The following is a 26,093-nucleotide window of genomic DNA, read 5'->3' as shown; positions in this document are numbered from 1 at the left end:
TCTCTCCGAAATTCTCCAACTAATTCCCACATTTCCTCATTTTCTAATTTCCTCATTTTCTAATTTCCTAATTAATAACCCACTGCTCGCATAGTACTCCCCCTTACATCAAACTCAGAAAGTAAGCCCTAAACTAAATTGATGAAAAGTATTCACTTTTTGACTCGCAAATACTCCTATTTCACTGTTAAACCCTACAAAATAGCTTAATGAAGGCGAAAGTTTGTGATGGTATTGCAAACTCACCTCAAAACGCTGTCTATCCGAAGCAAGAAAGCGGGCATTGTGCAAAAGCATCGTGCTGAGCTCAGCTTCATTGCGGTCATTGCGCAATAGATAATTCTCGTGTAATACTTTCCGATACCGATACTGCACGCCTGTTACCCCTATACTCTTCTCCCCTAAGGGTGCTACAACACTTATCGTCATTCCAACATTCATATAATCAAAATGCTGAAAACTCCTCACCAAAGTATAATCCTCACGATAGGTTTCATAACTCACATAAGGCATTATACGATACTGCACAGCATTGTCGAAACCAAAAAGCACACCTAACTGATATTGCTCGCATTTAAGGGTATAGTTTTTGTTCTTCGCAATAACCTCCGTCCAATTGTTATTGCGCCCCGAGAGGATAGGCTCTACGCCCTTTTTACTTTGCTGATAATATCCTAATTTAAATCCGTAATGATAGTGAGCACGACGGAACAATTTGGTAAGTTCTGTATTGAGTACCCTATTGGTCAGGGTTACTGCAACAATCCCATTGTCATCAGTCATATACTTCTCAATCGTCAGTTGATGGTAATCCCCTGTGAGGAAAAAGTCGTCCGCCCTGCTGATAGCCATTCCTCCACCATAACCATAACCTTCGTAAAAAGCCCTCAGTTTATTGCCTTTCAGCAAATGGTTGTAATACCCCAAGCCATTGAGGTGATACACCGTAGGCAACCCTAATTCGTTAAAGAACCTCAGTTCGTTTGATTGGGTATATTTCACAAAAGTGCTATAAACACCCATCTTCCACTGCATTACCTTCCACATAAAACCCGATCGCAATTGCAATTGCGAAGTAATATCCTTAGGACGCGGGTCTTTATCCCTACTTGCTAATTCAGCTTGGTAATTCAAAGAGATACCCCAATGCAGGCGTTGCCATTGTTTGGCAAAACCACCCGTAAAGGCGTATTGTTCGCTGTGCAAATCTCCCCCTAAGGCATCAGCAGTGAAGTAAGGATACAGCAACTCACCATCTAACGACTCGTTCCAGCGAATGTGTTTTAGGGTTCGATTTATATACGACGCATCACCCCAAAGCGTACGTGTGCTGTCATAAGGAAAATAAGAGCTCGCTTTTACTGAGAAAGCAGTATGACCTTCAGGATACTGCTGGGCATACGCCTGCTTATCGCTTCCCTCGTAAGTTGTTTGCACCGACGAAAAGCGATATTTTCCCCAATCTGTCATTGTTGCCGGATTCTGAAAGTAAGCTCTATAAATGCGTTGAATACTTTGTTGCTCTTTCAGTTTCAGCAGAAGGGTATCGATGGTATCTTGCCCCCAAGCAATCATCTCGCAGAGAAAAAATAAAAATAATATGTTGAGTGGACGATGTGTCAATTCTAATTCATTGATTTGTCAATAAAAAATGCTACAAACTTTGCCAAAGTTTAACTTTGGCAAAGTTAAATCTACAAAAGCAATATTTCACTCTTCACTTTTCACTTTTTAAGTGTAGGTGTAGTGAGAATTTCAAAATCTTCAGTAGAGTTGTTAGTATCTTTAAAGATAGGCTTACCATTGTTTTCAGAAAGAACCTTACGACGTACAGATTTGCCATAACGAGTTTTGTCTTCCTCATCTTTAGTTACATAAGTATAGCCTGAATCCAAAGAAGTATCGGTCACCAACCATTCGAAACCTTTTTCAGTACTTAGATTTACGGCATCTACTATCCACTCATTAGGAATTTTCAACGTACTCCCTGTCTTTTTAACTATTTTGCCTTTAACATTAACTTCATATTCATAGTCATATCTAAGAGTAGAAGTAGCAGTACCTTCTGGAAAACGGGCTATCACATAGCTTCTATTACCTCGATTATTGAATATGAGAATACCATACAAATTGATATTATTGGTAACAGTAGGGCTATCTATATCTTTTACTCTTGGAGGATAATAATTCTCAAAGTTAGCTTTGCTCAAATCTAAAGAATTAGGATTGTTTTCTTTATGGTTAATTCCTTGTTCAGCAATAACAATAGAAGCACCTGGTTGCACGGGATATTGAGTGCCTGTACCAGGTATTTGCACCATACCTTCTACTGCAAAGGCTTCTTTCATTATATTGGGAGTGTAATCTCTTTTGGTTACCGTTAAAAACTTAGAATCTGCTAATACCAAACCATCGGCGTAAAGCACCTTATCAGTATTGTTATAAAGTTTGATATACTGGTCACCAAAGTATTGTTTTCCTTCAGGAGTTAAAGTGCCAACAAAAAAGATTTCTTCTATAATAAAGTCATTACCTTTAGCTTTGATAGATAAAGGTACTTTAAAAGAGCTATCGCTAAGCACATCTATTTTGCTAACGAAAGCACTGAGTTCACCTGCTACGGTCTTGCCATCAAGGGTATAAGTAGCAGTGGTGGCAATGCGCAGTTCATAGCTCCCCATCAAAAGAGGAAGGGTTAATTCATTTTGAGAAAGATTAGTAAAAATACGTTCTACTTTCTCATTCTTGTTGAGTTCTGTAAGAGTAAGGGTGAGCGTACCATACCGAACATTGGTTACCTTATCAGGATTTTGTAGCTGAAGGGTAAGATTGCGTGTAGTAACAATGGTGTTGATATTATCATCATCCTTCTTACAAGCGTTTAAGAGCACTAAAGTAAGTGCTAAAGCTAAAAGTTGTTTTAAATGTCTCATAATATGTTAATTTATTAATTTGCTAGTTTACTAATTTGCTAATTTACTCTTCCCTAAAGAAATGTTCATCTCCATTCCAAAATAGGGGTTGATAAGTCCACGACGGTTGATGTATTGTCTGTTCACACGGTAGTCCTCGTAAAAGTTGAACAGATTGTTTACATATATCGAAAGGGTAAAATATTTATAAAATTCTTTTGATATTTTTAGATGTATGTTCATTGATAATGGGGTTCTATCACTGAGACTTATAGTTGTAGGGCGTATGAGCCATTGCAATACGGGGTCACTCGCTTCTGTCGCTGTATATGGGTGACGCACACCATCTTCACTGATGTAGTGAGTGGGCACACGACTAAGAGATGGACTGCTGTTGATAACATACCAAGTGAGGTCGCAACGTACAGAGGTGATGAGATGCAGTTCAGGGAGGTAAGTGTCGGCTACGAGACTGGTTTGTAACTGTTCACAGTCGTACTTCTCCATTTCAGGATATACTCCCAGATTGTAATATTTGCGGTTGTTGATGACATCTTTATCGGCAGGACGATATACAGGCAATGAGTTGTAATACAAGCTGTGAAACCACGCACCACTAAGGGTAAAGCGAGTGTTGAGCAATTGTAGGCGCTTGCTACTGTACTGAAATTCCACCCCTTGTTTATCGATAGCTGAGCCATTGCTCTCCATATCTGAGAGTATCAGGGCGTCTTGCACAGTATAGGGCAGGTTTTCTACCAAAGGAGGGGCAGTAATCGCATTGTGATTGAGCCCTGTAGCATCGTATTTTTTATAGAATACCTTGTGATAATCGCTCATCTTTCGAAAACCCGATTGCATACGCTCGTCGAAATAGGTGATAAACAGCGAATGGTGGTCGTATTCCAAGCCAAGGCGCACTTCGGCTTTGCTGTTCACCGCGGGCATAATGCTGTAGTTCACTTGCGGGAAAATATATGTTTTATAGTGCAATTGGCGGTATGCCCTTTGGTTGTGATAGTAATTTAGCTGAACAAAATCTTCGTATTTTTCTTGAGGGTAGAGCATCTCTTGAGTAGGGAGTTTGCTGTGCTTGCCCCAACCACCTGTAAGACTGATACTGAGAGCTTTTTGGTTAGCAAATTTAATTTTAGGAAAAGTAACTTTCATATTCACACGTGGGTCGAAACACACCTTGTTATGCAATGCGTAGCGTGAATCAAGTCCTAAAAGGGTGTTGGCGCGCAAACCGGCACGCAAGAAGAAATCGGTATGCCAAAAGGTTTTTTCTAACTGTTCTTCAACATAAAAAGACATATCCTGCATCGCTGGAATACTCTTGAAAGCACGCGGACGTGTAGTCATTTCGGGTGAAGGTGGGTGCGCCAAATCGTATACCTGACCCAGACCGTTGTTTTTGTTGTAGTTGTAAGTAAGCCCTATAAGAAACTCGTTAAGGAATCCTGCAAAACGTTTATAACCTCCTGCTGCAAAGTCGGTATAAAGGTGTAGCGGTTTGCCATCTACGAGCAAGTGCGACACATAGTTAGGGTCGGAAAATGCGCCATAAAATTCACCTGCTTCTGTGTTTGTGAAGACAGGGCGCGCATTGGTGATTTGTACCCATTTGTCTTGTTCAATACGGTCAAAACTCTGCGAGTAACTAGTTTTGAGTACCAATGTTTTGAAGAATGTTTTGTGGAGTTCCCAACTCAGCCCATTGGCGATACGGATATTGTTGTAAATGGATTGATAAGCATCATAGCGATCAAAACCTACATCGGGGTCTCGTTTTTCCTTGTCGATAGTGCCCGTATAGTCGATGCTGAAATTCCACGTAAGCGGATTTTCGGTATTAAAGTGTTTTTCGGCACGAGCCGAAGCAGTGTAACGTTTGTAGTTTTCAAAGCTGTTACGCGGGTCGGGTTGGGAATCTAAATAATCTAAACTGAAGTTGAGTTTGAGGCGATTTTCAGTAAGTTCAAAGCCTTTGCCTACATAGAAAAGTTTGCTAAAACCATCGGCTTTGGTACGCGCCCTAAGGGGAGTATAGCCTTTTTGGCGGTGAATTGTTACTACTCCACTACTGATATCTCCAAACTGCACCGATGGAATACCACGTATAATCTCCACTGTTTCAATATCATCGGTAGCAATAGTGCGCATATCTACCCCCGAGCGGGTAGTGTTGCGCTTCTTATCGGCGTAATTCGATTGAGGGGTGATAATCATTCCGGTACCTACCGTAGATTGCATATTGTTATTCACATCTAAGGGAACACCATCAATATTGAAGCCTACGCCTAAAGAGGAAATACTATAGCCGTCCATAGGCGTTCCTGTTTGCCTGAGAGTGAGCGTATTGGCATAGTTCAGTGAGGGAGTCGTAACTTGCCGACCAGGGAGCAAACTCACCAAATCGGCAAAGCTGGACGGCTGGAGATGTCGCATAGCCTTTCGGTCGATAAGCGAAGTAGAGATAGGAGCAGGAAGTTCTTTGGCAGTTACCACCACTTCTTCTAACTGAATAGGTTGTGTAGTATCAGAAATAGTAGTAGGAGAAGCAGTGGTGAGAGTTGCAGTTTGAGCGTAAAGAGCCGAGCAAAAAATAGGAAAAGCAATGAGTACCAAAGAGATGAACCTTTGGTATCGTAATGATTGTGTATATTTCTTTTTACTTTTCATTCTTCACTAAATAGGACTGCAAAGGTAGTACTTTTTTTGAATTATATAAAACAAATCTAAATAATATTAATATTAAACTTATAAAAATGCTTAATTTAACATCTGTTAAATATAACAGAATACTATTTTTTCAATCGCTTTTGCATCACTATATTACCTCTTGTCGAATTCATTTAACCTTTGCACTTCTTACTATCCACTTCCTTCCATTTCTTTCAAAGTCTTCCCGAAACCTCCAATAAGTCACTTTTGCATTTATTAAATTCCAAATTTTCTAACTTTCAAATTGACTAATTCTCTAATTTATCCTTCCTTTTCTTTCGTCACGAAACCTCTTTTTTAACACTTTTAACCTTGTTGTATTATAGTATTAATCAATTACTTACATACCCTTTCTATATCAATCTTCCAAGATTCGTATAAGCTTCCTATAAGCTTCCTATAGGCTAAGCATACCCATTTTACCTCTCATCTTTTATCTTTTATCTGAATCACCTCTTCCGTTCCTCTTCGTTATTTTTCTGCTTCCTCATCTCTTTTCTAAGACAATCCTAGAACTCCGATTATATCTTTTTGTATAACAAAGAAAATAAAAATATTTCAGTTTTTCTTTGGTAGTTAGAAAAATATTCTTACCTTTGCCCCGATTAATAGAATAGTACTGTATGAAACTGTATACTTTTCAAATAATGATGATGTGTTGTACCTTCCCTGTGAACGGTGCAAGGCTCGTTATTTCTTGAAAGTATCAGTATATATATTTTAGTAAACGAAATAACAACACCCCACTGCTCATAATAGGTAGTGGGGCTATTTTTTTATAATAATGACAAAAGTAAATTGTACCGAGAGTTTCATTATCGAACTCTATCAAGAAAGTAAAAACATCAAACATCACGTAAGCAAACAGCGTATTAACACCTTTGTAGAAGAACTCTTTCAGTTCTTATTTCTCATAGATGAGCGTACTTGTCTCTCTAAAGCGAATATAGAAGCACGCTATGAGGAATTGCGTTATGATTTTATCAGTATTGTAGATGATTTTTTGCAAAACGGACCTCAAAAAGAGCAACTAACTGATTATTACGATTGTATTTTGCCCACTATTTATGCTCAATTAAAACAAGATGCTCAGTATTTTATCGATAGTGACCCAGCAGCTACCTCTCTCAGAGAAGTACAAGTTACCTATCCTGGTTTCTTTGCTATTATGGTATATCGTATCGCTCACGAACTATGGACGCGCGAAGTACCACTCTTGCCCCGTATACTCACCGAATACGCCCATAGCAAAACAGGTATCGACATTCACCCAGGAGCAACCATTGGCGTCCCTTTTATGATAGACCACGGTACGGCTATCGTTATTGGTGAAACTACGGTTATAGGTAACCACGTAAAAGTATACCAAGGGGTTACCTTAGGGGCACTCTCAGTATCGGTAGATAAGGCTCATACTAAGCGTCATCCTACTATTCAAGACAATGTGGTAATTTACTCAGGTGCCACAATCTTAGGAGGTGAAACCGTAATAGGTCACGATAGCGTTATTGGCGGGAACGTATGGCTTACCCATAGCATAGAACCTTTTACCAAAGTTTTCCACAAGAGTCAAATCATAGTAAAAGACAACGAAGTGTATGAAGAACCTATTAATTTTGTAATTTAGTCTTTAAACATTAGTCCCTAAAACCAATTCACTAATCATTAACCACTAACCATTAACAAACACGTAACTAATAAATAATTATATAATGGCGTACAAAAATGTTTTAGAACTTATCGGGCGTACTCCCGAAGTGAAAATTAACCGATTGTTTGGTAAAGAAGCCAACGTATTTATCAAGTTAGAACGCTTGAATCCAGGCGGTAGTATTAAAGACCGAATCGCACTCGCAATGATTGAAGATGCTGAAAACAAAGGTATCCTCAATAAAAATACTGTGATTGTAGAGCCTACCTCAGGTAATACAGGGGTTGGACTTGCCTTAGTAGCTGCTGTAAAAGGTTATAAGCTCATTGTGGTAATGCCTGAATCTATGAGTATAGAGCGCCGTAAATTGGTATCGGCTTATGGAGCTGAGGTTGTATTAACTCCAAAAGAAAAAGGAACAGGAGGTGCCATTGCCAAAGCCCTCGAAATAGCCGAAGGTAAACCTAACTATTGGGTGCCTCAACAGTTCGAGAACCCTGCTAACCCTGAGGTACACGAGCGTACTACTGCTCAAGAAATCTTGCAATCCTTCCCCGATGGCTTTGATTATTTTGTAACAGGAGTCGGTACTGGTGGACATATTTCTGGGGTATCCAAAGTGCTTAAACAACACTTCCCTCATCTTAAAACCATAGCCGTAGAACCCGAACTATCACCCGTACTCAGTGGAGGGGCAGCTGGTCCTCACCCTCTACAAGGGATAGGCGCTGGTTTTGTGCCAAAGAATTATGATGCTAAGCTTGTAGATGATATTCTATTAATAAGTAAAGATGAGGCTTTTGAATATGCCCGCAAGTTAGCGAAAGAAGAAGGTATTTTAGCTGGTATTTCTACGGGAGCTTCTTTGGCAGCTGTAGCCAAAGTACTCAAAAAAGACCCTAAGGCACGTGTCCTTACTGTAAACTATGATACAGGCGAACGTTATTGGTCAGTAGAAGGACTCTTCTAATATATAAAAAAAGAGGCTACCCGATTAGGATAGCCTCTTTTAGTTTTATAATGTTTCTTTTAGCCATTTGAAAAACGTTCTCTGCCATAAGAGTCCATTCTGAGGTTGTAATACCCAGTGGTTCTCATCAGGAAAATAAAGTAACTCACTCTTGATGCCTCTCAGTTGAGCTGCTGTAAAGGCTTGGAATCCTTGTTCTTCGGGTACTCGGTAGTCCTTCCCTCCGTGAATGATGAGAATAGGGGTGTCCCATTCTGTAATCTTCTCTATAGGATTAAACTCTTTATACGATTTTTGCGCTACAGCGTTCTTTTTATCCCAATAAGCACCTCCTATTTCGTTATTGTTGAAGAAGAGCTCTTCGGTAGTGCCATACATACTTTGTAAGTTGAATACTCCGCAATGGGCAATAAACGTCTTGAAACGTTTTTGGTGAATACCTGCTAAGTAGTAGATTGAATATCCTCCGTAGCTGGCACCTATAGCTCCCAATCGTTCCTTGTCTACATAAGGTTCCTTGGCAATATCATCAATAGCCGATAGGTAATCGCGCATTGGCTGTCCGCCCCAATCTCCACTAATTTGCGCATTCCATTCTATCCCAAAGCCTGGTAATCCTCTGCGGTTGGGAGCTATCACTATATAACCTTGTGAAGCCATTACTTGAAAGTTCCAACGGAAACTGTAAAATTGGCTCACAACAGATTGTGGTCCTCCTTGGCAGTAGAGTAGGGTAGGATACTTCTTGTTAGGGTCAAAGTTGGGTGGGTAAATTACCCAAGCGTGCATTCTCTTGCCGTCAGTAGTTTTGATGATACGCTCCTTAATAGGACATTCAGCAATCCCTTTGTATAGCTCATCATTAAAATGTGAAAGCTGTGATAGTGTTATGCGTCCTTTTTTCTCTTTTAAATTGATAGTATACAGTTCAGCTGCGTGGTTCATATCCGTGCGCATCACAACCAATTGGTCTCCTGCTTGTCCTACTATACTATTCACATCAAATACGCCTTGTGTGAGTTGTCTTGGGGTGGTATCTTTACTAAAAGGAGCTACTACAAATACTTGCTCTGTTCCTTGGGTAGCCGCAATTAGGTATATTTGCTTCCCATCATTGCTCCATCGGTAACTGAAAACAGTATTATCCCAGTTAGCTGTAAGGTTAATACGCTTGCCGTCCTTCAATATATAAAGGTCGTTTTTATCAGCTTCATTACCATCGTGTGCCATACTGAGCCACGCAAGAACGCCTTCTTTGCTATACTGAGGGTTGGTGTCATACCCCATCATTCCTTCGGTGAGGTTTGTTGTTTTTTTCGAGATGAGGTCGTACTCATAGATATCAGTATTAGTGCTCAGTACATAATCAGTGCCTACTTTGGCTTTGGTAACATAAAGTACCTTTTTACCGTCGAGACTCCATATATAATCCTCATCACCTCCAAAAGGCAACTGCGGACAGTAATAAGGCAATCCTTCCATTATATCAGTTTGCTTACCATTACTATCTTCTATCATCACGTGATTGTAACTACCTTCATTCCACGTGTCCCAATGGCGATGGTCTAAGCTACTGTACAGTTTTCCTGATGATTTTTCTAAGTCGGTATAGAAGTCTTTCCCTAAAACCGACTTTAATTTTACTTCCTTATGAGTGAGTTTTAGGCTTTTATCGGTATTGTATTTAGCCGTGAGCTTTTCTACCTCTTCTTTGCTTATAGGAATGGGTACACCTCCTTTTACGGCAAGTTTATAGTATTCTTTGTTAAAAGTATTTTCCTTTATATTTGGAGTACTCACACTCACCAATACATATTGCTGGTCGGGAGTAATACCTATACCATTCACGCGATGTAGTTCCCATAGTTTTTCGGGGGTGAGAGGTTGTTGTGCTTGTATGCTATTAAATGCCATAACCGAAGCTAAAATAATAAGATGTTTTTTCATTCCTTAACAAATAAGGCAACAAGCCTTCCTAATAGTTTTACAATAAATTGGTAACTCTCTACCAAAAACGCTCTGATTTCTTTTAATACAAAAGCAATCCCTGATTTTATAACAGGTTTTATCCGGTTGTAAATAAATGATAACCATACGCACACGGCTATAAAGGCAGGCGCTCCTAATACCACTTGATAAGGTTTTAACTGCCCTCCGAAGTGCTGTATAAGCCCGTGTGAGGTAATACTACCATATATGATAAAGCAGTGTATAACGTAAATCGATAGGGTGTTTTGCCCAATAGTTTTAATCAGTTGTGAAGTAATCACATTGCGCATTAGGGCAAAGAAACCAAATACAAGCAATACATTCCCCAAACGTAAATAAGCAAAGTCCTGCATTAATCGCTCAAAAAATGGCGAATGGTTGATATAGAACAATTGTTCTATCATAAAGTGAAAACCCCACAACAAGAATGCTCCTACGCTTAGAAATAGCAGAATAGCATTGCGGTATAAGTGAGGGTGATTTTTGTATTGCTGAAATAGATACCCCATAAACCCTCCAAACGACACATAACCAAACCAAGGAAAAATAGGAAAGAAACTACCGTGTGCACGAGTCAGATAATTAGCAATCGGCAAGGGTAGTGAATCAAAGCGCAAATCCTTGTAAAAAGGCTCAAAAGTAAACGCCAGTAGGGTAGTGGTGAGCAATATCGTAGGCATTACCCACGACTTGCGGTTATATGAAAGTAAGTAAGTAGCGATGAGCAACAAGAGCGAAAGCCCAATACAGTGCAGTACATCTACACTTTGGAAACTCATACGCAAGAAGTAAGCAATACCGATGAGCATCAGTCCACGCCTAATACCTTTCTTCACGCGAGGATTATTCCAGCCTACTTTTGTAGCATCACTTTCTTTTACCAATAAAAAAGTGAAGATAAACCCCGAAACAGTGAAGAACACAGGAGCAGTAATACCAGTGCAGTAGTGCCATAGCCAGTATATAAAGTTATTTTCGTCGCGGTAGCGGTCAGCAAGTAGTCCATTTATAAAGTGCCCTTGTAGCATCATACAGATAGCAAAGGCGCGAATCACATCTATGAAGTCAAGTCTGAATTTCTTTATTTTTTCCATAATCTTAATATCATAAAGAGAGTGCAAAGGTACAAAATAAATAACAATTAGCAAGTAATAGTTAAGAACTAACTAAGGAAAACGTACGAAATCCAATGAGTAAAGAAGTGAGGCTTACGTCATTATGAATTAAACAAAAATTGAGGTTTTTCCTTGTGTGAAAGGTTTTAGCAAAGTATTTTAGGTAGCTTGCTACCGATTTTTTTAAAATTTTGAAACTAATGTGTTTCAATTTCTGTTTCTTCTTTTTAGAAGGAAATTTTATGTGATTGACTTAATAGTATCAACAAGTAACGAGCAATGTTAGCTCTTTTATAATAAAAGAACTTTGCCAAAGTTTCAATAGCTTGTTGCGCTACAACCTTTGGCAAAGTTTTATTACTGATAATCAGTTGTTTTTATCTATTGAGAGGGAGCAACCATTAAAGAGGCATTGGGCGTTCTTTCTTCTTCACAGCTCCTACTATAGCCGAGATAATAACACCTCCAATAGCAGAGCCCAATATCGATGAAAAGAATGTCCATACCACAGAAGGCTTGCTCTCAAGTGTTTTTTCACGAAGCTCTTCCATTTGTTCTTCACTGAAATTAGAGGTAAAAGCACTCATTTTTTCCATTGTAACCTCTACTACTTTTTCATAATAGTTAGGGTCAATAACAGTAGTGTAGATTACACTGTAAATAGCAGCGATTACCCCTCCTACGAGAGCGGTTACTATCCCCACTTTAATAGCTTCACCTACAGTTAAGAAACCGTCGTTAGCCGTTTTGTACTGCTGAACAGCCATCACGATAAAAACTACACAGATAGCTAAATTCAATAGCCAAGTGATAGCACCTATCAAAAAACTTCCAGTGTACAAAAGGTTGGTTACGTACAGCAATACGCTTAAAACTACACAAGCAACCCCCAATAAAATACCGTTTCTAAGTGCAATACTTAGGAAATTTACATTTTTTGTTTCCATAAACATTGAATATTTAAGTTAATGCCACAAAAGTAGAAAAAATATTAATACATACAATAAAAAAAATAATTTTTTCTTCTTTTTTTCTCACCTCGGAAATCCCCTTGTATAAATCATTTCTTATAAACACCAGTTCTACAACAAATTATCTTCTGCTCTCAATCTTATTTTCGCTTTAGTGTTATGGACTTTGCCAAGATTTAACTTTGGCAGAGTAGAAGTCCTCTCAATAACCTTCTTTTTATCTCTGTTTTAACGTTAACTTACCTTCGCCTTTTGTTCGTTCATTGTTCGTCATTTGTTCGTCATTTGTTCGTTCATTTTTTATCTGCCCGTGCGGCTCGCACCGTCTTTTGTTCGTCTCACTTTTCCGTTACTACACTCCCTCTCCTTGGGAGTAGTCTCCGAATAGGAGAGTATGTGATTGGGGAGAGGATATTTTGTTCGTCTTTTCTCTATCTGCCCGTGCAGCTCGTACCGTCTTTTATTTATTGTAGACCCACTGTAGAGCCACTGTAGACCCACTGTAGACCCACTGAAAAGCCTCTTATTGTTCAACTATCTTATAAGCTTTGTATAATTTCACCATTAACCATTAACCATTAACCATTAATCATTAATCATTAATCATTAACCATTAATCATTAACCATTTTTTTATCTTTTACTTCTTAAAAATATAGATTTTTCTTATTATAGTTGTACATTAAAAAAAAAGTCGTACTTTTGTCGGTTAATAAATGTCTTTTTTACGCACTAAAATACTCAAAATGAAGTCAAACAAAGTAACTCTTAAAGTTATTGTGAGCTATGTATTGCTCATCTGCGTGTCTATTGTAGCTGGATATGTAGTTTATAAAGAAATACAAAAACTCTCACACCAAGAAGAAATTAACCAGCAAGACAGAAATAAAATTATCCAAATTAGCAAGATACTCACCCTGATGAACGATACCGAAAGCGCAGGAAGGGTCGCTATACGTACCGATGATAGAGAAGCACTTCAAGTTTTCTTAGAAAAAAATGTTACTTTACAGAATGAGGTACTAAAATTTCGTCGTGATATTACTTCCGAAAGACAGCTTTTAACCCTTGATACTATTACTTCTTTGCTAAATCTTAAAAGTGAAAACTTGCAGGAGTTAAAAGCTTTTCAAGAAAGCGACAGTACTTCTATCATTATTCGCAGTGCCATCAGTAAGCTCTCAAGTTTGGAACCTTATTTAGGTTATGAAGTATATAACAAAACCTATTCCCGACGTAAAAATAGAGAATATACTCCTGTTCCCGCTACTGATATTGCCTCTATCTTAAAGAAATATAAGAATATCAAGATTCCAAAAACGTTCAAAAATACCAAATTCGATAAGGTAGTAATGGAAACGCTTACCTTGCTCAATAAGGTAAATGAAGATACGCAAGAGTCTAAAAGCCAAATTAATGAACGAATGCAAAGCCTTTGGCAAAACGATGTGCGTTTATCTCAAAAACTTGACGACCTACTACATAATTTTGAAGAAGAGGTATTGGCTAATTCTCAAAAACTAAGTCAAGAGCGTCGAGCTATTTTTGAGAATAGTAAAAACCTATTGATGTTAGCCTTTTTGGTAGCTTTGGGCATTATTGCCATTTCTTCTATTGTGATTATCAATGATTTTGTTACCTCTCAACGTTATCGTCGCAAACTCGAAACCGCTAACCGGAAATCGTATAATCTACTGAAAAACCGTGAGCAACTCATTTCTATGGTAAGCCACGATTTGCGTACTCCATTGAGTTCTATTGTGGGATATTCCGAATTGCTTAGCAAACAGAAAATCTCCGATAAGGGTAAGAATTATCTTTCACATATCAAGTATTCATCAGAATATATATCTAAATTAGTAGATGAACTATTGGATTATACTCGTATCGAGGCAGGAAAAATATCTGTTGAAAAAGTTCCTTTCAATACCGCCGAAATTATTGATGAGGTAGCCAATAATGTGAAGTCAGCTTATAAAACTAAGGAAATAAACCTTACCTTCACTTTTTCCGAAACGGTAAATAATCTAAACTTTTCAAGCGATGCTTATCGTGTGAAGCAGATATTGTATAACCTCATTTCTAATGCCTTTAAGTTTACCGAACGCGGGAACGTACACATACAAGCCGATGCACGTCCGTTAAGCAACGATGTGTATGAAATAGGTATTGCCGTTACCGATACAGGTATTGGTATAAAGAAAGAACAGCAACAACACATCTTTGATGAGTTTACTCAAGCCAACGATGAGATTTCTAAGCGTTATGGAGGTTCTGGTTTAGGCTTGCATATCTCCCAAAAATTAGCGCATCTGCTCAGAGGTAAGATATATTTAGAGAGCAACGAAGGCAAGGGCAGTACCTTTACCTTACGCTTCTTAGCCGAAAAAGTAGTAGAGCGAACTAAAGCACCTCAAATTATAACCTCAAACAAGCCTGCCAATAAGATTTCAATTATAGTAATTGATGACGACTTTTCAATCCTTAGTCTCATTGAAGAACTCTTGAAGCAGAAGGACATTAACGCTATTACGTTTAACAATGGTAAAGATGCGTTTACTCAAATGACTAACCATAATTTCGACTTGGTAATTACCGATATACAATTGCCCGAAATGAATGGCTTCCACTTTGTAACGCTCTTCAATGAACAGTATAAGAACAACCCGCTTCCTGTATTAGCCATTACAGGCAGACGCGACGTGCCTGAAAGTTTCTATATGAAGAGTGGCTTCTCCGGTATCCTTTCTAAACCGTTTACTCCTGAGCAGTTTTATGAGAAGCTAAAAGTCTTCTTCCCTAAGCTCGACACCAAAGTAGAACAAAAGACAATTATCTTAACCGATAATGCTACCACAGGAGGATATACTCCTGAGGTATTGGAGAACTTTATGGGAGATGATATAGAAGGTATTGTTAATATTTATCAACATTTCTTAGCCGAAACAGATACTAACTTGGAAAACTTAAAAATCTATGTTGATAATAAGGATTACAAAGGTATTAAGGCAATAGCTCATAAAATGACCAGTATGTTTGCACAGATAAATGCCAAGCGTGAATCCGAAATACTCATCTACTTAAATAAGGTAACTAATGAAAGCATTTCAGACTTACATTCTCAAATTCATAAGTTAGAACAGCTGTTTAACAATGAATGCAAACCAGCTATTGAAAGTTATTTAAAGAAAATAATGCAATAAGTTAAATATAATTAATAATAATATTTTAGAATTAAAAACCCACCATACTATGATTAAAGAATCTGAACTTATCTTGAATCCCGATGGTAGTATTTACCACATCAATTTGCGACCTGAACAAGTAGCCGATACCATTATTTTGGTAGGCGACCCTAATCGTGTGCCTCGTGTGAGTACTTATTTTGACAATATAGAATTTAGCACCCAAAAACGCGAATTCTGCACTCATACGGGTTCTTATAAAGGTAAACGCCTCACCGTAATTTCCACTGGTATAGGTCCTGACAATATCGACATTGTTATCAACGAGCTCGATGCTCTTGCCAATATTGATTTGAACACCCGTAAGCCCAAAGAGCAGCTCACCTCGCTCAATATAGTGCGTTTCGGTACCTCAGGCTCTCTACAAGCCGATATACCCGTAGATAGTTTTGTGCTATCTTCTCACGGATTGGGTATGGACAATATGTTCCATTCGTATAAAGATAGTCCTAAGGTGCGCGAACTCGCTATGGAAGAGGCTTTTATTGCTCATACAAATTGGAATCCTCTCAAAGGTCGCCCTTATATCATCGCTTGCGGACAAGAACTCAAAAAACGCCTCCTCACCGATAAGGTATTTGAAGGAATTACTGGTACTGCTCCAGGCTTCTACGGTCCTCAAGGACGCGTATTGCGCTTGCCAGTGCAAGACCCTGACCTCAATGATAAACTACACAGTTTTAATCATAATGGTCATCGTATGACGAACCTCGAAATGGAAACCTCTGCTATCTATGGGCTTTCTAAACTCTTAGGACACCAAGCTGTTTCACTCAATGCTATCATTGCCAATCGCCCTACAGGTACTTTCACTAAGGATACTAAAAAAGTAGTAGAAGATTTGATAGTATATGGCTTAGAACAATTGGCAAAATAGTCGCTATATAAAAAGTGAATATGACACCTCTCACAGGTCAAGAACTCCACAATTTAGCGATGAACATTGTAGGTGAAGCCTTACAAAAGGAACTACAATGGGAATTTCTATTAGTGAATAGTGAACTCAAGCGCGACCCTCAATTTGTATGTGTGGATAAAAAGAACCAAAAGTACTTCATCATTGTACGGGCTGTGCCTTATGGCGATGACCCTACCGAGTATGATATTGTATTTATGGAAGTGGTGCGCAAACACGCCGAAAGGCACAACGCTCGTACTTTCTACGCTGGTGTAGGGCTTAGCAATGTAACAGATGAAACCCTCCCTTTATATAAAGATGAGCCTTATAAACTCAACTTTCAAGGACTCATAGAAATTTGCTAATTGATAAATTATTCGTATTTTTGCCACTCAAAATAAACTAAGTAACTAATGAAAATAGATGAATCATTGAACGTACATAGCAGCTTACTACAACTCATTGGTAATACACCCCTTTTGGAATTGCACAAAATTACCAAAGGTCTCAAAGGGCGTTATTTTGCAAAGCTTGAGGCTTTCAATGTGGGTCATTCTGCTAAGGATAGGGTGGCTAAGTACATTGTAGAAGATGCCGAACGTAAGGGATTACTTAAACCAGGTAGTACCATCGTAGAAACTAGCTCTGGCAATACAGGCTACAGTTTAGCAATGATAAGTGCCCTAAGAGGCTACCGCTGTATCATTGCAATTAGCGATAAATCTTCTCACGACAAAGTGGAAATGCTCCAAGCCTTAGGGGCAGAGGTGCATTTGTGCCCTGCAAATGTTGCTCCCGATGACCCTCGTTCTTATTACGAGGTAGCCAAACGTATACACAGCGAAATCCCCGATTCAATTTACATCAATCAGTATTTCAATCCACTAAACCCAGAATCTCATTACCAGACAGGGCGTGAGATATGGGAACAAACACAAGGCGAGATTACTCATGTGGTGGTATGTAGTGGAACAGGCGGTACCATTTCAGGTATTGCTCACTACCTAAAAGAGCAAAACCCAAGAGTGCAAGTACTGGGGGTAGATGCCTATGGTTCGGCTATCAAAAAATATCACGAAACCCGAGAGTTTGACCCTGCTGAAGTATATCCATACAAAATAGAAGGAATAGGTAAAAACTTGATTCCTACTGCTACTGATTTTGATGTTATTGATGAGTTCATCAAAGTAACCGATAAAGATGCGGCACTCACCGCTCGTGAATTGGCACGTACTGAAGGACTTTTTATGGGCTACACTAGTGGGGCTGCAATACAAGCGGTAAAACAATATGCTGAGGCAGGTAAATTCGACGAAAATAGCATCGTAGTAGTCCTCTTCGCCGATCACGGTTCACGTTATATGAACAAAATCTACAGCGACGACTGGATGAAAAAACAAGGATTTATTGACTAACAATTATCAATTAACAAAATAAGATAAAGAACGAATGAAAGATTTATTTGAGCATATTTATGCAAATAAAGGAAGTATAGGGCGTTGGTCAGAACACGCCGAGGGGTATTATGTATTCCCTAAATTAGAAGGTGAATTAGGTCCTCATATGAAATTCCAAGGGAAAGAAATCCTCAACTGGAGTATTAACGACTATTTAGGGCTTGCCAATCATCCTGAAGTGCGCAAAGTAGATGCCGAAGCAGCTGCCGAGTATGGTGCAGCTTACCCTATGGGGGCTCGTATGATGAGCGGGCATACTACTATGCACGAAGAACTCGAAAAACGTTTAGCCAAATTTGTACACAAAGAAGCATCTTATTTGCTCAACTTCGGTTACCAAGGAATGGTATCTATCATTGATGCTTTGGTTACTAAAAACGATGTGATTGTATACGATGTTGATGCACACGCTTGTATCATCGATGGGGTACGCTTGCACTTTGGCAAACGCTATACCTATCAACACAACGATATGGAGAGCTTTGAGAAAAACTTAGAGCGTGCGGCTAAATTAGCTGAAACTACAGGAGGCGGTATCTTGGTGATTTCAGAAGGTGTTTTCGGGATGCGTGGTGAACAAGGCAAACTTAAAGAAATCGTAGCCCTTAAAAAGAAATATCCTTTCCGCCTTTTGGTAGACGATGCGCACGGTTTTGGTACCTTAGGCCCTCGTGGAGAAGGAACAGGAGTTCACCAAGGCGTACAAGATGAAATTGATGTCTATTTCTCTACTTTTGCCAAATCAATGGCTGGTATTGGGGCTTTCGTAGCTGGAAATGCTAAAGTAGTGGACTACCTCAAATACAATCTCCGCTCTCAAATGTTTGCTAAATCACTTCCAATGATTTATGTAAAAGGTGCTTTGAAACGTTTGGAAATGATGGAAACAATGCCTGAACTACAACAAAAGTTATGGGATAATGTAAATCGTTTGCAAAACGGACTTAAAGAACGTGGTTTCAATATCGGTAATACCAATACTTGCGTAACGCCTGTATTCTTGCACGGTAGTATTCCTGAGGCAATGGCTATGGTAAACGACCTACGCGAGCACTATGGTATCTTCTTGTCAATAGTAGTTTATCCTGTGATTCCAAAAGGAATGATACTCTTGCGTATTATTCCTACCGCTTCACATAGTAAAGAAGATATCGACCGTACTTTGGAAGCATTTTCAGCGATTCGTGAAAAACTCGAAACAGGTGTATACCGTGCTATGAATGCTGAGCTTACTAAAGAAATGGGAGATATGTAATTCAGCTAACAATAATGATAAACTGAATATTTTATATAAAAATACTTTGCCAAAGTGAGATAGCTTACTATGCTACGACCAACTTTGGCAAAGTTTTTGTGTATACCCACCTTGTTAAATTATTAATTGTCCATTGTTAATTGTCATTCCTACATACAACGAAATTGAAAATATAGAAGCTATCATAAAGGCTGTATTTGCCCAAAGTGATAAGTTTCACATTCTTATTGTAGACGACAATTCTCCTGATGATACTGCCGATAAGGTACGCGAATTACAAAATATTTACCCTAACCGACTTTTTTTAGAGGTACGCACAGAGAAAAAAGGCTTAGGAACAGCTTATATTCACGGTTTTGAATGGGCATTAGCACGCGACTATGAATATATTTTTGAGATGGATGCCGATTTCTCTCATAACCCCACTGACCTCTTACGACTTTATGAGGCTTGTCAGCAAGGTGCTGATGTTGCGATTGGGTCGCGTTATGTAAAAGGTGTGAATGTAGTGAATTGGCCTTTGCAACGCATCTTGTTGTCCTATGGGGCTTCTATCTATGTGAGGGTGATTACAGGAATGAAAATCAAAGACCCTACTGCTGGCTTTGTGTGTTACCACCGAAGGGTATTAGAGAGCATCGACCTGAATACTATCCGATTTGTGGGCTATGCTTTTCAAATAGAGATGAAGTATCGCGCTTACCTCAAGAAGTTTAAAATTACAGAAGTACCTATCATCTTTACCGATAGAATTAAAGGAAAATCAAAAATGAATAAAAGCATTATCCGTGAAGCTATCTTTGGCGTTATCGGAATGCGATTTAAAAAATAAATCAGCATAAAGAATTATGGAATTTATAAGAAAAAGACTCAAAAGCTTACAATATGTATTTCAAGGTTTGTTTTATTTAATAAAGAATGAACCCCCAGTGATGGTACACATTGTCATCTCTTTAGTATGGGTGATTTTAGGCTTTTGTTTCGGCATTACTACCAATGAGTGGATTGTACAACTGTTGTGTATCGCTATAGTACTGTCAGTTGAAGGTCTCAATACAGCCGTTGAGAAACTCTGCGACTTCATTCACCCAGATCATCATAAAACTATTGGGATTATCAAAGATGTAGCTGCAGGGAGTGTAGGTTTTGCAGTGATACCAGTTACTATTGTGCTAGGTATTATCTACTATCCTTATGTAACGGAGCTTTTTTAATTTTTACTATGAAAGATATAGTAAAAGGGTATTTAGCAGCTTTTATTTCAGCGGTTACTTATGGTATGATTCCGCTGTTTATGATTCCTATCAAGCAGCAAGGTTTTTCAGTAGATGCAGCACTTTTCTATCGCTTTATTACAGCGAGTCTTTTTATTATGCTTTATCTTTTCTACCGAAAAGAAACACTGCGCATTACCCCTCGTGAAGTATTTGTCTTCCTCATTTTAGGATTGTTGTACGCCCTTTCAGCTGAATTTCTCTTTCTTGCCTACGATTTGCTCTCCCCAGGAATTGCTTCTACTATATTTTTTATGTATCCGCTTATAGTAGCACTTGCCTTAGGTGTTTTCTTCAAAGAACGTATTACTTTTCCTACGATTTTAGCACTTTTTATTGTATTAATAGGTGTTTTTTTGCTTAGTGTAAAAGATATTACAAACTTTTCAATCAACTATATAGGGGCAGGAGTATCACTACTTGGAGCAATTTCGTATGCACTCTATATGCTCATTGTCAATAAGTCAAAAATATCGGCTTCAGGAATAAAAGTATCGTTTTATTCTACCTTATTTTCTTCAGTTTATTTTCTTGTAAAACTATGGGTTATAGGTACACCTCTTCCTATCCCCGAGGTAAAGATGAGTTTACTACTCACAAGTTTCGGTATAGTAACTACCTTATTTTCTATCATCACCCTTATTTATGCTATCAGAATGATAGGTTCAACCCCCACGGCTATTATTGGGGTAATGGAACCCATTGTAGCAGTGGCTATTAGTATTTGGATATTTCAGCAAGAAAGCATTACTACAAACCTCATTATAGGAGTGCTACTCATTATCATTGCGGTAATGATAGATATCTTAAAAAGAAAAAAGTAGAGATACAATGTAACTCTACTTTTATAATATTCTTACTTTACTTCTGTACCATTAGTAATTCCATCGGCATCAGGATTGATGAAGGTGTATTTGCCTTCGGAATTTTCTACCATTAGTATCATTCCTTGGCTTTCTACACCGCGTAGTTTGCGTGGAGCAAGGTTTACCAATACGGTTACTTTTTTGCCAATAATCTCTTCAGGGGCAAAACTTTGGGCTATACCGGAAACAATAGTGCGTTTATCAATACCTGTATCTACTTTTAAAACGAGAAGTTTATCTGCCTTAGGCATCTTTTCAGCTTCCAAGATAGTACCAATACGAATATCCATCTTTGCAAAATCATCGTAACTGATGAGTTCTTTTTGTGGAGCTACTTCAGTTTCAGCATTAGCTTGCGCTTCTTGCTTATTAGTTAATTTAGTGTTCTCTAAACGCTGTAATTGTTTTTCGATAGTGGCATCTTCAATCTTTTCAAAAAGAAGTTCCGCAACGCCTATGCGATGTCCTGCTTTTAGCAATTCGGTGGCGTTTGTTTTTAGACTTTCCCAAGTAATTGTCCCCAATTGCAACATACGTTTCAGTTTCTCGGAGGTGAAAGGCAAGAAAGGTTCGCTAGCAACTGCCAAAGCTGTTGCAATTTGTGAAGCGATGTACATTACAGTCTTTACGCGCTCTGGGTCAGTTTTGATGAGTTTCCAGGGTTCTTCATCAGCTAAATATTTATTGCCTAAGCGTGCCATATTCATCAACTCTTGTTGGGCTTCGCGAAAACGGTAACGTTCTAATGATTGTTCTATCTTATCGGTAAGTTCTGTGATTTGACGAAGTGTTTCAGTATCTACGTTATTATAAGTATCTGCTTGTGGTACAACTCCTTCATAATATTTCTGTGTTAGCACTGCCACTCTGTTGATGAAATTCCCAAAGATAGCCACAAGTTCGTTGTTGTTACGCGCTTGGAAGTCTTTCCAAGTAAAGTCGTTGTCTTTGGTTTCGGGAGCGTTGGCGGTAAGAACATAACGCAATACATCTTGCTGATTAGGAAAATCTTGCAAGTACTCGTGTAACCACACAGCCCAGTTTTTGGAGGTAGAGAGTTTGTTGCCTTCTAAGTTTAGGAACTCATTAGCAGGCACATTTGCAGGCAGTATAAAGCTACCTTCAGCCTTGAGCATCGCAGGGAAGATAATGCAATGGAATACGATATTGTCTTTCCCAATGAAATGCACCAATTGGGTATCACTGTCTTGCCAATAAGGACGCCAGTCTTTGCCTTCGCGTTCAGCCCACTCTTTAGTAGAAGAAATATAACCAATAGGCGCATCGAACCACACGTAGAGCACTTTGCCTTCAGCGCCTTCTACGGGTACGGGAATTCCCCAATCGAGGTCGCGAGTTACAGCACGCGGTTTGAGTTCGTCGTCTAACCAACTTTTCACCTGCCCATATACATTAGGTTTCCAATCGGATTTGTGACCTTCTAATATCCATTTTTCCAAAAACTCTTGGTAGCGATTGAGGGGTAAAAACCAGTGTTTGGTAGCTTTTAGCGTAGGTTTGCTACCTGTGATTGACGATTTAGGGTCGATGAGGTCGGTAGCGTTGAGTGAACTACCGCAACGCTCGCATTGGTCGCCATAAGCCTCAGGATTGCCACATTTCGGGCAAGTACCAATCACAAAGCGGTCGGCAAGGAATTGGTGCGCCTCTTCATCATAGAGTTGTTCTGATATTTCTTCGATAAAATCACCTTGTTCATACAGTTTTTTGAAGAAATCGGAAGCTGTTTGGTGATGGATAGGGGCAGAAGTACGCGAATAGTTGTCGAATGAAATGCCAAAATCAGCAAATGATTGCTTGATAATAGCGTGGTATTTATCGATAATAGCCTGTGGGGTAGTACCTTCTTTTTTGGCTTTGATAGAGATAGCTACTCCGTGTTCATCGCTTCCGCAAATAAAGGCTACATCGTTGTTTTTTAAGCGTTGATAACGTGCAAAAATATCAGCTGGCACATATACTCCCGCCAAATGACCGATGTGAATAGGTCCATTGGTATAGGGTAGGGCTGCCGTAATGGTATAACGTTTAGACATTTTTTGAGTTTTGAATTATATATTTTTGGGTGGCAAAGGTACGAATAAAAGTGAAAAGTGAAAAGTGAAAATTGAAAAAGTATATTCTACGAGTGCGAGCCACACGGGCAGATGGAGAAAAGACGAATAAAATATCCTCTCCCCAATCACATACTCTCCTATTCGGAGACTACTCCCAAGGAGAGGGAGTGTAGCAACGGAAAAAGTGAGACAAAAAATGAACGAACAAAAGACGGTGCGAGCCGCACGGGCAGATGGGAAAAAGACGAACAAAAGACGAAGGAATGACGAACAAAAGACGAAGGAATGACGAACAAAAGACGAAGGAATGACGAACAAAAGACGAACAAAAGACGAACAAAAGACGAAGGAATGACGAATAAAAGACGAACAATGAACGAAGAAAGGATGGGGATAAAGTGAATCTAACGCAAAGATAAGTTGGAGTAAATTTAATGTACTTGGTTCAGAAAAGTATTAAAAATTTGCTCAAATAAAAAAATAAACCATATCTTTGCCTAATGAATATTTGGAGGCAAGTCGATTTTTAATAACCTTGAACAGAACTGATGAAAAAACTCAAATTTCCTACCCCTTACACTGTACTGATGCTGGTGATAGTGTTGGCTGCGAGCCTTACTTTCTTGTTGCCGTCAGGGTCGTATAGCACTTTGCAATATGATAAGCAACAAGACTCTTTTGTGATACACACTGCAAATAATTCTTATACTGTACCTGCTACACAAGAACAACTCGACGGCTTGGGTATTCATATTCAGTTGAGCAAGTTTAAAGATGAAAAGATTAAGAAACCTATTTCGATACCTAATACTTATGTGCAGAGTGTACCTCATCCGCAAGGAGCTAAATCTGTGCTTTTTGCACCTATACGAGGAATCTACGACAGTATAGAGGTGATTCTCTTCGTACTCATATTAGGGGGCTTTATAGGGGTGTTCAACAGTTCGGGAGCACTAAATATGGGCGTAGGCTATTTGGCACACCGACTCAAAGGGCGCGAGGGTATCCTTATCATTCTGCTCACTACCTTGTTGGCGCTGGGAGGTACTTCCTTTGGATTAGCCGAAGAGACGCTTGCTTTCTACCCTATGTTAGTGCCTATTTTTCTAGCAGCAGGCTACGACCTAATGGTACCCTTAGCAGTGATTTACATAGGTTCAAATGTGGGCTCTATGGCATCGACTACCAATCCGTTTGCAGTGATTATTGCCTCAGATGCTGCTGGAGTAGATTGGACGTCGGGGCTTAGCATACGTGTGATAGCCTTAGCGGTATGTGTACTGATAAGTATTATTTATATTATTCGTTATGCCGAAAAAGTACGCAAACACCCCGAGAAGTCAATTGTGTATGGAGTAATCCTCCCTGAAATCTACAGTGCCAATGCCCCTGAAAAGACTACTTCCTTAGAGCTTTCTACTAAAATAGAGCTCTTAGTATTTGCGCTCTCGTTTATAGTGATGATTGTAGGTGTATCGCAATGGGAATGGTGGTTTCAAGAGATGACAGCTCTCTTCTTGGTAGCTGCTGTTGTGATTGCTATCTTACAACGCAGTAGTGAACAACAGTTTATCAGTCAGTTTATGGCAGGAGCACGCGATTTGCTGAGCGTAGCCTTCATCATAGGGATAGCCAGAGGGGTATCGTTTATACTGAACGACGGACAAATATCGGGTACGATTTTGCATTACGCCACTGACCTTGTACAAGGAATGTCGCCAATGGTCTTTTTGCCAATGCTGATGTTAGTATTTGGTGTACTGAGTTTATTTATAGCTTCTTCCTCAGGAATGGCGGTACTCACGATGCCTATTATAGGGTCACTGGCTTCGGTTGTGGGAGTAGAAGGACACAGTGTGGTGAGTGCTTATCTTTTTGGAATGGGTATTATGGGGCTTATCACCCCTACGGGACTTATCTTACCTTCACTAGCAATGGTGAATATTAACTACAAACAGTGGTTGCAGTTTTGTATGCCATTGGTGATTATCTTTGCAGTAGTACTTACTATCTTATTGTGGATTTAAAATATAAAACTTATGAATATCACTTTTATTATCATTCTTCTTGCGACTATAGCAATGAGTTATTATGGATTTAACAATCCTACTTTTTTCAACCGTTATAAGTTCAATGTAGGAGCAGTGCAAAAGGGCGATTATGTGCGATTGGTATCCTCAGGCTTCTTGCACGCCAACTGGGAACACCTCATTTTTAATATGATTTCACTCTACTTCTTTCAAGATGTGATTATCGGTTCTATGGGGAACCTACTATTCTTGCTTATCTATTTTGGTTCAATGCTACTGGGGAGTGTGTTCAGTTTGTACATTTACAAAAAACAGCCCTATTACTCCGCCATAGGGGCCTCGGGAGCTGTATCGGGGATTATTTTTGCAGCTATTGCTCTATATCCTACAGCATTGAGTGTAAACTTCTTGCCAGGGTGGCTCTTTGGAGCATTATACTTTGGGTATTCGGTATTTATGATGTTCAACCCACAACAAGGAGACAATTTAGGGCACGCAGCTCATTTAGGTGGGGCACTCTTTGGCTTGGCAGTAGTAATAATCTACGCTCCTGAGGTAGTGATACGCCACGCTTTCTATTTGGGAGTAATGGCATTGCCTTTGGGCTATATGGGAGTACGGTTGCTGAAGAAATGAGGGAATTAAAAGATTAGCAA

Annotated in this window: 19 protein-coding genes; 12 read left to right on the top strand and 7 right to left on the bottom strand. The window is 39.1% G+C overall.

What is annotated here, in order from left to right; translation table 11 throughout:
• Window positions 1-114: 114 nt before the first annotated feature.
• The 3 genes from HMPREF1528_RS03820 to HMPREF1528_RS03810 form a co-directional block, all read right to left on the bottom strand.
• On the bottom strand, window positions 115-1,623 hold the full coding sequence (locus HMPREF1528_RS03820) for a DUF6850 family outer membrane beta-barrel protein (protein ID WP_232211457.1): 1,509 nt from the start codon (window positions 1,621-1,623) through the stop codon (window positions 115-117).
• A 101-nt stretch (window positions 1,624-1,724) separates the two neighbouring features.
• Window positions 1,725-2,933, bottom strand: a complete 1,209-nt coding sequence (locus HMPREF1528_RS03815; RefSeq protein ID WP_009418737.1) for a DUF4876 domain-containing protein — start codon at window positions 2,931-2,933, stop codon at window positions 1,725-1,727.
• Between the two features lie 30 nt (window positions 2,934-2,963).
• Window positions 2,964-5,597, bottom strand: a complete 2,634-nt coding sequence (locus HMPREF1528_RS03810) for a TonB-dependent receptor plug domain-containing protein (protein WP_016478706.1) — start codon at window positions 5,595-5,597, stop codon at window positions 2,964-2,966.
• A gap of 826 nt (window positions 5,598-6,423) precedes the next feature.
• Between HMPREF1528_RS03810 and HMPREF1528_RS03805 the strand changes: the two genes are divergently transcribed.
• Window positions 6,424-7,266 (top strand): serine O-acetyltransferase, encoded by an 843-nt coding sequence (locus HMPREF1528_RS03805; RefSeq protein WP_016478705.1) that lies wholly within the window; start codon window positions 6,424-6,426, stop codon window positions 7,264-7,266.
• Window positions 7,267-7,351: 85 nt separating this feature from the next.
• Window positions 7,352-8,260: a cysteine synthase A gene (gene cysK / locus HMPREF1528_RS03800; protein WP_016478704.1), complete on the top strand. Its 909-nt coding sequence runs from the start codon at window positions 7,352-7,354 to the stop codon at window positions 8,258-8,260.
• Window positions 8,261-8,305: 45 nt separating this feature from the next.
• Here cysK and HMPREF1528_RS03795 read toward each other — a convergent pair whose 3' ends face one another.
• From HMPREF1528_RS03795 to HMPREF1528_RS03785, 3 genes are all read right to left on the bottom strand, one after another.
• Window positions 8,306-10,207 carry a S9 family peptidase gene (locus tag HMPREF1528_RS03795; protein ID WP_016478703.1) on the bottom strand — a complete coding sequence of 634 codons (1,902 nt, stop codon included), beginning with the start codon at window positions 10,205-10,207 and terminating at the stop codon, window positions 8,306-8,308.
• Complete coding sequence (locus tag HMPREF1528_RS03790; protein WP_016478702.1) at window positions 10,204-11,343, bottom strand: heparan-alpha-glucosaminide N-acetyltransferase domain-containing protein; 1,140 nt, start codon at window positions 11,341-11,343, stop codon at window positions 10,204-10,206. The genes HMPREF1528_RS03795 and HMPREF1528_RS03790 overlap by 4 nt, the downstream gene beginning before the upstream one ends.
• Before the next feature lie 422 nt (window positions 11,344-11,765).
• Window positions 11,766-12,317, bottom strand: coding sequence for a DUF4199 domain-containing protein (locus tag HMPREF1528_RS03785; protein ID WP_015782863.1), 552 nt, complete (start codon window positions 12,315-12,317; stop codon window positions 11,766-11,768).
• 763 nt (window positions 12,318-13,080) lie between these two features.
• On the opposite strand from HMPREF1528_RS03785, the gene HMPREF1528_RS03780 reads away from it, so the two are divergent.
• The 8 genes from HMPREF1528_RS03780 (at window position 13,081) to HMPREF1528_RS03745 (ending at window position 21,287) form a co-directional block, all read left to right on the top strand.
• The gene (locus HMPREF1528_RS03780; RefSeq protein WP_232211456.1) at window positions 13,081-15,537 is read left to right on the top strand and encodes a hybrid sensor histidine kinase/response regulator; all 2,457 of its coding nucleotides are present in this window, start codon (window positions 13,081-13,083) and stop codon (window positions 15,535-15,537) included.
• 49 nt (window positions 15,538-15,586) lie between these two features.
• Window positions 15,587-16,456, top strand: a complete 870-nt coding sequence (locus tag HMPREF1528_RS03775) for a nucleoside phosphorylase (protein WP_016478700.1) — start codon at window positions 15,587-15,589, stop codon at window positions 16,454-16,456.
• Window positions 16,457-16,476: 20 nt separating this feature from the next.
• Complete coding sequence (locus HMPREF1528_RS03770; protein WP_016478699.1) at window positions 16,477-16,842, top strand: hypothetical protein; 366 nt, start codon at window positions 16,477-16,479, stop codon at window positions 16,840-16,842.
• 48 nt (window positions 16,843-16,890) lie between these two features.
• Window positions 16,891-17,892 carry a PLP-dependent cysteine synthase family protein gene (locus HMPREF1528_RS03765; protein WP_016478698.1) on the top strand — a complete coding sequence of 334 codons (1,002 nt, stop codon included), beginning with the start codon at window positions 16,891-16,893 and terminating at the stop codon, window positions 17,890-17,892.
• Window positions 17,893-17,926: 34 nt separating this feature from the next.
• Window positions 17,927-19,189, top strand: a complete 1,263-nt coding sequence (locus HMPREF1528_RS03760) for an aminotransferase class I/II-fold pyridoxal phosphate-dependent enzyme (protein WP_016478697.1) — start codon at window positions 17,927-17,929, stop codon at window positions 19,187-19,189.
• A gap of 133 nt (window positions 19,190-19,322) precedes the next feature.
• Window positions 19,323-20,021, top strand: a complete 699-nt coding sequence (locus HMPREF1528_RS03755) for a polyprenol monophosphomannose synthase (protein ID WP_016478696.1) — start codon at window positions 19,323-19,325, stop codon at window positions 20,019-20,021.
• Between the two features lie 16 nt (window positions 20,022-20,037).
• A complete protein-coding gene (locus tag HMPREF1528_RS03750) occupies window positions 20,038-20,403 on the top strand; it encodes a diacylglycerol kinase family protein (protein WP_009411791.1) in 366 nt (121 codons plus the stop codon).
• A gap of 8 nt (window positions 20,404-20,411) precedes the next feature.
• Entirely contained in the window at window positions 20,412-21,287 is an 876-nt protein-coding gene (locus HMPREF1528_RS03745) for a DMT family transporter (RefSeq protein WP_016478695.1), read from the top strand.
• Window positions 21,288-21,319: 32 nt separating this feature from the next.
• Here HMPREF1528_RS03745 and metG read toward each other — a convergent pair whose 3' ends face one another.
• Window positions 21,320-23,386, bottom strand: coding sequence for a methionine--tRNA ligase (metG, locus tag HMPREF1528_RS03740; protein WP_016478694.1), 2,067 nt, complete (start codon window positions 23,384-23,386; stop codon window positions 21,320-21,322).
• A gap of 569 nt (window positions 23,387-23,955) precedes the next feature.
• Here metG and HMPREF1528_RS03735 point away from each other — a divergent pair.
• A complete protein-coding gene (locus HMPREF1528_RS03735) occupies window positions 23,956-25,434 on the top strand; it encodes a YfcC family protein (protein WP_016478693.1) in 1,479 nt (492 codons plus the stop codon).
• 12 nt (window positions 25,435-25,446) lie between these two features.
• Window positions 25,447-26,073 carry a rhomboid family intramembrane serine protease gene (locus HMPREF1528_RS03730; RefSeq protein ID WP_016478692.1) on the top strand — a complete coding sequence of 209 codons (627 nt, stop codon included), beginning with the start codon at window positions 25,447-25,449 and terminating at the stop codon, window positions 26,071-26,073.
• Window positions 26,074-26,093: the final 20 nt, after the last annotated feature.

It is taken from the genome of Capnocytophaga sp. oral taxon 336 str. F0502, from assembly GCF_000411575.1.
Taxonomy (GTDB): domain Bacteria; phylum Bacteroidota; class Bacteroidia; order Flavobacteriales; family Flavobacteriaceae; genus Capnocytophaga; species Capnocytophaga ochracea.
This window is presented reverse-complemented; position numbering and strand designations above follow the sequence as displayed.